7 protein-coding genes and 1 riboswitch are annotated in these 9,283 nt (G+C 38.6%); of the genes, 6 read left to right on the forward strand and 1 reads right to left on the reverse strand.

Annotated elements, in window-relative coordinates:
- Positions 1 to 126 precede the first annotated feature (126 nt).
- Positions 127 to 693 (reverse strand): hypothetical protein, encoded by a 567-nt coding sequence (locus JOC48_RS20865; protein ID WP_204502338.1) that lies wholly within the window; start codon positions 691 to 693, stop codon positions 127 to 129.
- 183 nt (positions 694 to 876) lie between these two features.
- Positions 877 to 954, forward strand: a riboswitch (ZMP/ZTP riboswitch).
- A 93-nt stretch (positions 955 to 1,047) separates the two neighbouring features.
- On the opposite strand from JOC48_RS20865, the gene JOC48_RS20870 reads away from it, so the two are divergent.
- From JOC48_RS20870 to JOC48_RS20895, 6 genes are all read left to right on the forward strand, one after another.
- Complete coding sequence (locus tag JOC48_RS20870) at positions 1,048 to 2,244, forward strand: phosphoglycerate dehydrogenase (RefSeq protein WP_204502339.1); 1,197 nt, start codon at positions 1,048 to 1,050, stop codon at positions 2,242 to 2,244.
- Positions 2,245 to 2,546: 302 nt separating this feature from the next.
- Positions 2,547 to 2,780 (forward strand): hypothetical protein, encoded by a 234-nt coding sequence (locus JOC48_RS20875; RefSeq protein WP_204502340.1) that lies wholly within the window; start codon positions 2,547 to 2,549, stop codon positions 2,778 to 2,780.
- 347 nt (positions 2,781 to 3,127) lie between these two features.
- A complete protein-coding gene (gene secA / locus JOC48_RS20880) occupies positions 3,128 to 5,635 on the forward strand; it encodes a preprotein translocase subunit SecA (protein WP_204502344.1) in 2,508 nt (835 codons plus the stop codon).
- A 93-nt stretch (positions 5,636 to 5,728) separates the two neighbouring features.
- Positions 5,729 to 6,830 (forward strand): peptide chain release factor 2 gene (gene prfB / locus JOC48_RS20885; RefSeq protein WP_204502341.1). Its coding sequence is split into 2 segments (ribosomal slippage): positions 5,729 to 5,800 and positions 5,802 to 6,830, totalling 1,101 coding nucleotides; the frame shifts between segments, so codons are not numbered across the junction.
- Positions 6,831 to 6,979: 149 nt separating this feature from the next.
- Positions 6,980 to 7,858 carry a UTP--glucose-1-phosphate uridylyltransferase GalU gene (gene galU / locus JOC48_RS20890; protein WP_204502342.1) on the forward strand — a complete coding sequence of 293 codons (879 nt, stop codon included), beginning with the start codon at positions 6,980 to 6,982 and terminating at the stop codon, positions 7,856 to 7,858.
- A 332-nt stretch (positions 7,859 to 8,190) separates the two neighbouring features.
- A complete protein-coding gene (locus JOC48_RS20895) occupies positions 8,191 to 9,057 on the forward strand; it encodes a YitT family protein (RefSeq protein ID WP_204502343.1) in 867 nt (288 codons plus the stop codon).
- Positions 9,058 to 9,283 lie beyond the last annotated feature (226 nt).

The raw sequence follows: 9,283 nt of genomic DNA on the forward strand, positions 1-9,283 counted from the left end.
TTATTATTAATTTTTTCAAAATCGAATAACTTTAGCTCCGATTCGGATGAAGAGTTAAAAGTTAGCTAAAAAAAGGTGACTTTTTCAGTGATCTCAACCTGTCCCTCTGTCCCTCCCTCTGTCCCTCTATTTTTCTATTAAAAAATTTTCCTCCATTATTTTCAAGCTTTGCAAATACAACTTTTCGTAATAAGCATGTGTTTTTACGTCAATATATTCATACTTCATGGCAAGCTTCATACTGGTTGAAGCAAGTTTTCCATAGTATTGCCACATTTTCCACGGGTCTTTACTCGTATAGCTTTCATCAATAGGTTCACTCTTGTGTAAGGTTAAAAAGTATTTCTCCAATAATTCGACATGTCTAAGAAACTTGCAATAAAAGTCAATGTGCATAGGGGGATGAGTAAACTTAAATTTATTAGAGAGAAGTAAGTAGTTGGATGATAGAAGTCTTTGGTATTCTAATGCATTCTCTAAATTCGAATTCATGTAATTTTCAAAGAAAGGAATTTGCTGGTGTAGAGCAAAAAATAATTGTTCCATTTTTTGTAAATGTTCTAAATACTTCATCCCAAACCGATGATGGAGTTCTCGGTTAGAATATCTATATTTATCTGTTAGCATAAAGTAAGTTACAGCGAGGTTTTCTTGCTGAAACCAGTTTTCATATAGGTGTTGATCGATTACCATTTACTAAAACGCCTCCTTGTAAGTAATAAATCATAACAGTCTATGTATATGACCATGGACTAGTGACTAGTGGGACGGAGGGACAGGTTCCTTGTCCCACCGCTATCCTAAATAACCTGTAAATGGAAACGTATTTGAGGTTGAAGGTTGTTAGATAATCTGATAGAATGTAATCAAATTGAAAAGGCTATGTGTAACTGGCGAACGCGGATAACCGCGAGGGAGCACATAGTGTCGTAGCCGTTCGCCTGGGCAGAGGTAAGGGAAATATTTTTCCCTTACCTCTTTCTGCTTTTTTGCACGTTAAAAAGAAGGATTCTGAAAAACAATGATTCAGAAAGAGGAGGAAACAATATGAGCACAATCGTGTTAGACGAGGCGAAGACGATTAAAACGTTAAATAATATATCAGAAAAAGGACTTCATGTATTTAAAGATATCTATACGCTTGACGATAATCATGAAAATCCTGATGCCATTGTTGTTCGTAGTTTTAATATGCATTCCATGGAGTTTGGCAATCATTTAAAAGCTATCGCGAGAGCCGGAGCGGGTGTAAACAATATTCCAGTTGAACAGTGCACGGAGCAAGGAATTGTTGTATTTAATACCCCTGGTGCCAATGCTAACGCGGTAAAAGAACTTGTTCTTACCTCGGTAATGGCATCTTCTCGTAACCTTTTTGACGGTGTCGCTTGGGCAAAGACGTTAGAAGGTGAAGGGGAACAGGTTTCAAAGCTTGTAGAAGCCGGCAAGAAACAATTTGTTGGAAAAGAAATTAGTGGAAAAACGCTTGGTGTAATTGGGTTAGGTGCAATTGGTGCACTTGTAGCAAATGATGCACTTCGTTTAGGCATGGATGTAATCGGTTATGATCCGTTCATCTCTGTTGATACAGCTTGGAACTTATCCCGTAATGTACAGCGCGCAAACACGATTGAACAGTTGTTTGCTAACTGTGATTATATTACAGTCCATGTCCCGTTAACCGATGACACAATTGGAATGTTTAACGAAGAAACATTCAGCTTCATGAAGCCAGGTGTTCAAATCTTGAATTTCTCACGTGGTGGGCTTGTAAATGAAGACGATATGGCAACTGCACTTGAAAGTGGGAAAATTGGTAGATATATTACAGATTTCCCGAATGACAAGGTGTTAAAAATGGAAAATGTAGTTCCTGTTCCACATCTGGGTGCTTCTACGAAGGAGTCGGAGGAAAATTGTGCGATTATGGCGGCTCGTCAAGTGAAGGATTTTCTTGAAACAGGAAATATTAAAAACTCAGTGAACTTTCCAAACACATCTCTTCCTTATACTGGTAGACGACGTGTAGCAGCTTTTCATAAAAACGTCCCGAACATGGTTGGGCAGATCTCATCAGCTATATCTAATTTAAATTTAAACATCGCTGACATGGTTAACAGAAGTCGTGGCGATTATGCATATACAATGGTAGATATCGAAAATAATGTAAACGGCGATATCACCCCTAGCCTAGAAGAAAAAATCAATCAAATAGAAGGAATCGTCACAACACGCATTATATAAGCTCTTTTACAAATGTCCACAAAGGGGTCTGACCCCCTCTGTGGACATTTGTCCGTGCTGGGAGGACATGGGAGCAAAAATTTCTAATCTTTTTCTCAAAAAAATTAAAATCTATCTATTTTTCAATTTTTGATGGATGAAAATACGTTTATCAGATGGAAAATGAAGTATATTTTTGTCGAAAATCTATAGAAAATCAGAAATGAATAGAAATTTTGTATTATTTTTGAAAAATGGAAAATAGATTCCATTTTTGTTTTGTGCTATAAAGGAATTAATAAATCGAAAGGGGGCGTGTCACAGTGAAAAGAATGGATGTTGACTATGATAATCTTTGTCAAAAGTTAAGGCAGCATGAACAAACCATTACGCAGTTGTTATCGATGATCGCCGTGAATAATCGAAAAATCACTGATTTAAATAAACGGCAGCTTAGTCTTGAGCAAAAAAACCGTAATTCTCCTCGCTCCCCTCATACTAATGCTGCTAAAGAGTTATCCTCTATACCCTCCGACGCGCCCTATGTAAAAGAGTAGCTTTTCCGCTGAGCTACTCTTTTACGTATGTACATAAGGGTTTGTATTTCGAATAGTGACAAGGTCATAGTTCTTGTTAATCCCCTTGATTAAACATTCATATTTTCTAAGCTTCAGTATTCTTGTCATTGCTAGATGCTAGTGGTATGATTAAGTTTGGATTCAAGTATCAGTATGTATGCGCATATTAAATGTTGGGCAAGTGTTTAGAGCCTATAAAATAAAGCGTGATTGCGCTTCTGGAACACTTTCTCCTTCATTGTTTAACGAACCAACTACTACCCTTCCTTATGACAAATAAATGGGAAGGATATTTCACTTTAAACTATACAGAGGAGCGTTTTGTCATGCGTGGATTACTTAAGAAAGTCTTTGGGGATGGTACCCAACGCCAACTTAATCGGTTGCAGCCAGTAGTCGATAAAATTGAAGCGCTGGAACCCGACATGAAAAAGTTATCGGATGATGAATTTAAACAAAAAACAGAAGAGTTTAAACAGCGTTACCAAAATGGTGAAACGCTAGATGATATGATGGTTGAGGCTTATGCTGTTGTACGTGAGGGTGCAAAAAGAGCGTTAGGATTGCATCCGTACCCAGTTCAATTAATGGGTGCGATAGCCTTACATGAAGGAAATATCGCAGAAATGAAGACTGGGGAAGGGAAAACACTTGCGTCAACGATGCCTGCCTATTTAAATGCAATAACAGGAAAAGGCGTCCATATAATTACGGTAAACGAATATTTAGCAGATCGTGATGCCCGTGAAATGGGGCAGCTATATGAATTCCTTGGGTTGACGGTTGGCCTAAATGGAAATGCAATGTCTAAAGAAGAAAAGCGCGAAGCCTATTTGGCAGATATCACATATGGTACAAATAACGAATTTGGGTTTGACTACCTCCGCGATAACATGGTGCTTTATAAAGAACAAATGGTTCAACGCCCTTTACATTTTGCCATTATTGATGAGGTTGACTCGATTTTAATTGATGAGGCGCGTACACCATTAATTATTTCTGGTTCTGCTCAAAAATCTGCAAATTTATATATGCAAGCAAACTCCTTTGTTCGTACGTTGAAAAATGAAGATGACTACACGTTTGATGAAAAAACAAAGGGTGTCCAATTAACCGAAGAAGGAATGAATAAAGCAGAGCGTTTCTTTGGTATCGAGAACTTGTTTGACTTAAATAACGTAACGTTGACACACCACATTAATCAAGCATTAAAAGCACATGTGTCAATGCATCGAGATACAGATTATGTGGTTGAAGAGGGACAAGTTGTGATTGTTGATCAATTCACTGGTCGTCTGATGAAGGGTAGACGTTATAGTGATGGACTGCACCAAGCCATTGAAGCAAAAGAAGGCTTACAAATTCAGAATGAAAGTATGACACTAGCATCGATTACGTTCCAGAACTTTTTCCGTATGTATGAAAAGCTTGCTGGTATGACTGGTACAGCTAAAACGGAAGAAGAAGAATTTCGTAATATTTATAACATGGATGTTATTGCCATACCAACGAATAAACCGATTATCCGTGATGATAAGTCCGATTTGATTTATAAAACAATGGAAGGCAAATTCAAAGCAGTTGTGGAAGAAATTAAACAAAGATACGAAAAAGGTCAGCCCGTACTAGTTGGTACGGTTGCCGTTGAAACGTCTGAGCTTATTTCAAAATTGCTGAAAAAAGCTGGAGTAAAGCACAATGTGTTAAACGCCAAAAACCACTATCGTGAAGCGGAAATTATTGAAGATGCTGGTCAGCGTGGAGCCGTAACGATTGCGACAAACATGGCCGGTCGTGGTACAGATATTAAACTAGGTGATGGTGTCAAGGATCTTGGCGGATTAGCTGTTATTGGTACAGAGCGACATGAATCACGTCGAATCGATAATCAGCTCCGTGGGCGTTCTGGCCGTCAAGGAGACCCAGGTGTGACGCAATTTTATTTATCAATGGAAGATGAGTTAATGCGTCGTTTTGGTTCAGATAATATGCGGGCGATGATGGATAAGCTTGGTATGGATGATTCACAGCCTATTGAAAGTAAGATGGTTTCCCGTGCGGTAGAATCTGCGCAAAAACGGGTAGAAGGTAATAACTTCGACGCTCGTAAAACGATCCTTTCTTACGATGATGTCTTGCGTCAGCAGCGTGAAATCATTTATAAACAACGCTTTGATGTGATTGAGTCTGATAATCTACGAGAAATTATTGAACAGATGATTCGTACAACAGTTGAGAACACCGTACAGTCACATACACAGGATGATGTAGAAGAAAATTGGAATATACAAGCCATTATTGAATATTTGAATGCCAACCTTTTAGAACAAGGGCTAATCTCTGAACAGGATTTAAAAGGTAAAGATCCAGAAGAGATGGTTGACCTTATTATGGAGAAGATAAAAGATAAATACGATCAAAAAGAAGAAGAACTATCTCCAGAACAAATGAGAGAATTTGAGAAGGTTATTTTACTACGCACCGTTGATACAAAATGGATGGATCATATCGACCAAATGGATCAATTACGACAAGGGATTCACCTTCGTGCATATGGACAAAATGATCCATTACGCGAATATCAAATGGAAGGCTTTGCGATGTTCGAGCAAATGGTAGATTCCATTAATGAAGAAGTTGCAAGGTATGTGATGAAGGCTCAAATTCGCGATAACTTACAACGCCAAGAAGTGGCAAAGGATGCGAAAGCAGTATCTGGCGACGAAGACAAGAAGAAAGTGAAAAAGCCTTTTGTAAAATCACAGGATGTTGGCCGTAATGAACCGTGTCCATGTGGTAGTGGCAAGAAGTATAAGCATTGTCACGGGCGTTAAAAGATTGATGTAAAAAAGGAGGAGACACTTCCTATATTTGGAGGTGTCTTCCGATATTTAACGGTTATTTATTATTTGTTGAGGTGACAGAAAATGGAATTAGTAGAAATAAAACAAGAATTAGAAAAAATGGCTAAACGATTAGCGGACTTTAGGGGGTCTCTTTGACTTAGATGTAAAGAGAGCCCGAATTGCAGAATTAGAAGAAGAAATGACGGCCCCTAACTTTTGGGACAATCAGCAGGAAGCACAAAAGACGATTAATGAAGTAAACGGTCTGAAGGATTTGGTTCATACGTTTGACGACCACCAAGAAAACTTAGAAAACCTTGAAGTTTCGTATGAACTAGTGAAGGAAGAAAATGATGCTGATTTGCGGGAAGAATTAGAGACGGAAGTTGATAAGCTATCGAAGGCGCTTAATGAATTTGAGTTAGTAATGCTGCTAAGTGAACCTTATGATAAGAACAATGCGATTCTAGAGTTACACCCTGGTGCTGGTGGTACGGAGTCACAGGACTGGGCAAGTATGCTATTACGAATGTACACGCGTTGGGCAGAATCAAAAGGATTTAAAGTGGAAACACTGGATTATCTCCCTGGTGATGAAGCTGGTGTGAAGAGTGTCACATTGCTTATTAAGGGACATAACGCATACGGCAATTTAAAGGCTGAAAAAGGGGTACACCGTCTCGTCAGAATTTCCCCATTTGACTCATCTGGCCGCAGACATACTTCCTTTGTTTCTTGTGAAGTGATGCCTGAGATGGACGATGATATTGATATTGATGTAAAGACTGAGGACTTAAAAATTGATACGTACCGCTCTAGTGGAGCTGGCGGTCAGCACGTCAACACAACAGATTCTGCAGTACGGATTACACACATCCCAACAAATACTGTGGTAACGTGTCAGTCAGAGCGTTCACAAATTAAAAACCGTGAGCAAGCAATGAAAATGTTAAAAGCAAAGTTATATCAGCTTGAGATTGAAAAGCAACAGCAAGAGATGAATGAAATTCGTGGAGAGCAAAAGGAAATTGGCTGGGGCAGTCAAATCCGCTCTTATGTGTTCCATCCGTATTCCATGGTGAAGGATCACCGTACGAATGTTGAGGTTGGTAATACGAATGGGGTAATGGATGGAGATTTGGATCCATTTATTGACGCCTATCTTCGTTCACAAATGAATTAAATGGTAAGGGAGGTGAAGCAGATTGGAGTGCTTCACCTTTGTTAATTTTTTGATAAAAAGTGATGGGGTGGAGAAAAACACCACTGATTGAAGTTACTTTATGATAGAATATAGGTGATTATCAGTAAGCGAATGGAGGATGGATGGCTATGGCAATTAAAAAAGCGATTATTCCTGCTGCTGGATTAGGTACACGGTTTTTGCCAGCAACAAAGGCTATGCCAAAAGAAATGCTACCTGTCGTTGATAAACCAACGATTCAATATATTGTTGAAGAAGCTATTAAGTCAGGTATTGAAGATATTATTATTGTCACTGGTAAAGGAAAAAGAGCGATAGAAGACCACTTTGACCACGCGTTTGAATTAGAGGATAATTTGCTTAAAAAAGGAAAATTTGAGCTGTTGGACCAAGTGAAGGAATCCTCCACTGTTGATATTCACTATATTCGTCAGAAAGAACCAAAAGGATTAGGACATGCGATTTGGTGTGCAAGAAAATTTATCGGTGAAGAACCGTTTGCAGTGTTACTTGGGGATGATATTGTTCAATCGCAAACACCGTGCTTGAAGCAATTAATCGATCAGCATGAAAAAACGAATGCAACCGTCATTGGTGTCAAAAAAGTACCATTAAGTGAAACGAATCGTTATGGAATCATTCAGTCGGAAGATAACAAAGGTTCACTTCATAGAATTGGTTCGTTGGTAGAAAAACCTTCGATAGAAAAAGCCCCCTCCGATTTAGCGATAATGGGCAGATACATATTAACTCCAGAGATTTTAAGTCTCCTGGAAAATCAGGAAACAGGTGCTGGTGGAGAAATCCAATTAACAGATGCCATTGCAACTCTTGGGAAGTTCGAACCAATCTATGGCTATGAGTTTGAAGGAAAACGATATGATGTTGGCGATAAACTAGGATTTATTCAAACTACAATTGAAATGGCACTTGAGCGTGAGGATATGCATGATGAAGTTCTTGAAATGCTAAAGGGAATCGCAGATCGTTATTTATTAAATAATTAACTTTAGAATAAAAAAGGATTAGGGATAAGTCTTTACATCATTTGTTCAGGCTTATCCTTTTTTGTACGTTAGGAAAGTTATGTAAAGTGAACATTCTCGTGACATTTCATCAATTAAATTAAACAAATTCAGGAATGAACGGTGTTTTTCTGTAATTTTATGTATATAGCAACCTGTTACGTGCATGGTATGAATAATTACCCCCTCCGAAAGCTTTAACACTCCACTACTATACAGTGATAAATCCTGTTGAGAACAGGTTTCTACAATGATATACTGCTCTAGGTTGATTGGCATACATAAATGACTATCCAAATGAGGTGGATAAAATGATGACAAAATATAGGCGGGAGCCAATGCCACCCCTCTTTGTTCATCTGATTGAATATACATTAATAGTGCTCGGATCCTTTTTTGTTGCAGTCGCGTTTAATGTTTTTTTACTACCACATGAAATCGCCTCTGGTGGAGTAGCCGGGATAAGTACGATTACGAAATCGGTGTTTGGTTGGGAGCCTTCTATCGTACAGTGGGCACTAAATATCCCATTATTCATTGCTGGAGTCGTATTATTAGGGAAAAACTTTGGTCTTAAATCGCTTTTTGGTACGGTTGTATTGCCATTCTTTGTTTTTCTTACAAGGGATTGGACAACCGCAACACCTGATGATCCATTACTAGGCGCTATTTTTGGCGGCATGGGTGTAGGGGTTGGTCTTGGTATTGTATTTCGGGGCAGGGCCTCTACAGGTGGGATTGATCTTGCTGCACAAATTTTTCATAAGTATCTTCCATTGCCATTAGGGATCTGTCTCGCGTTATTTGATGGCATGATCGTTACTACGGCAGCAATCGTCTTTTCGGTCGAACAGGGTTTATATGCATTAATTGGGTTGTTCATTACGAGTAGAACGATTGATTTTGTCCAGGTTGGTTTAAATACTTCCAAAAATGTTCTAATTATTACAAATCAAGTGGAAAAGGTCCGCCAAATCCTTTTGCAAGATATAGACCGAGGGGTCACCGTTTTAAATGCGACGGGTGGCTATACAGATGAAGAACGAAAAATATTAATGTGTGTAGTCGCTCAAAATGAATTTAGTAAACTCACCAAGATCGTTAGGAGAGTTGATTCAGATGCATTTGTTGTTGCGATGAACGCCACAGAAGTACTAGGAGAAGGATTTAAAGCTCATTAAAGTGAGTAAGGATCAACCCGGGAATTGTTAACAGGTTCTGTTCAAGATTGAGACATAAAATGCCAAAGAAAAGCGTTCATTACGTGCAGATTCCACGAAAATCACATGAAAAGAGGCTGCCCCAAAAGCAAAGTAAAGTGGTCCCTATGTCAAGGACACTTTTAAAAAAAGGCCTTAAATTTTAATAATTAATAGCGTATTCTTCCGGTAAGGAGGAGATACGACA

The organism is Aquibacillus albus (genome assembly GCF_016908325.1).
Lineage (GTDB): Bacteria > Bacillota > Bacilli > Bacillales > Amphibacillaceae > Aquibacillus_A > Aquibacillus_A albus.

Excerpts from the sequence above, each read along its gene's own strand:
- JOC48_RS20865 (WP_204502338.1), bottom strand. The coding sequence starts at position 693 with ATGGTAATCGATCAACACCTATATGAAAACTGGTTTCAGCAAGAAAAC.
- JOC48_RS20895 (WP_204502343.1), top strand. The coding sequence starts at position 8,191 with ATGACAAAATATAGGCGGGAGCCAATGCCACCCCTCTTTGTTCATCTG.
- secA (WP_204502344.1), top strand. The coding sequence starts at position 3,128 with ATGCGTGGATTACTTAAGAAAGTCTTTGGGGATGGTACCCAACGCCAA.
- JOC48_RS20870 (WP_204502339.1), top strand. The coding sequence starts at position 1,048 with ATGAGCACAATCGTGTTAGACGAGGCGAAGACGATTAAAACGTTAAAT.
- galU (WP_204502342.1), top strand. The coding sequence starts at position 6,980 with ATGGCAATTAAAAAAGCGATTATTCCTGCTGCTGGATTAGGTACACGG.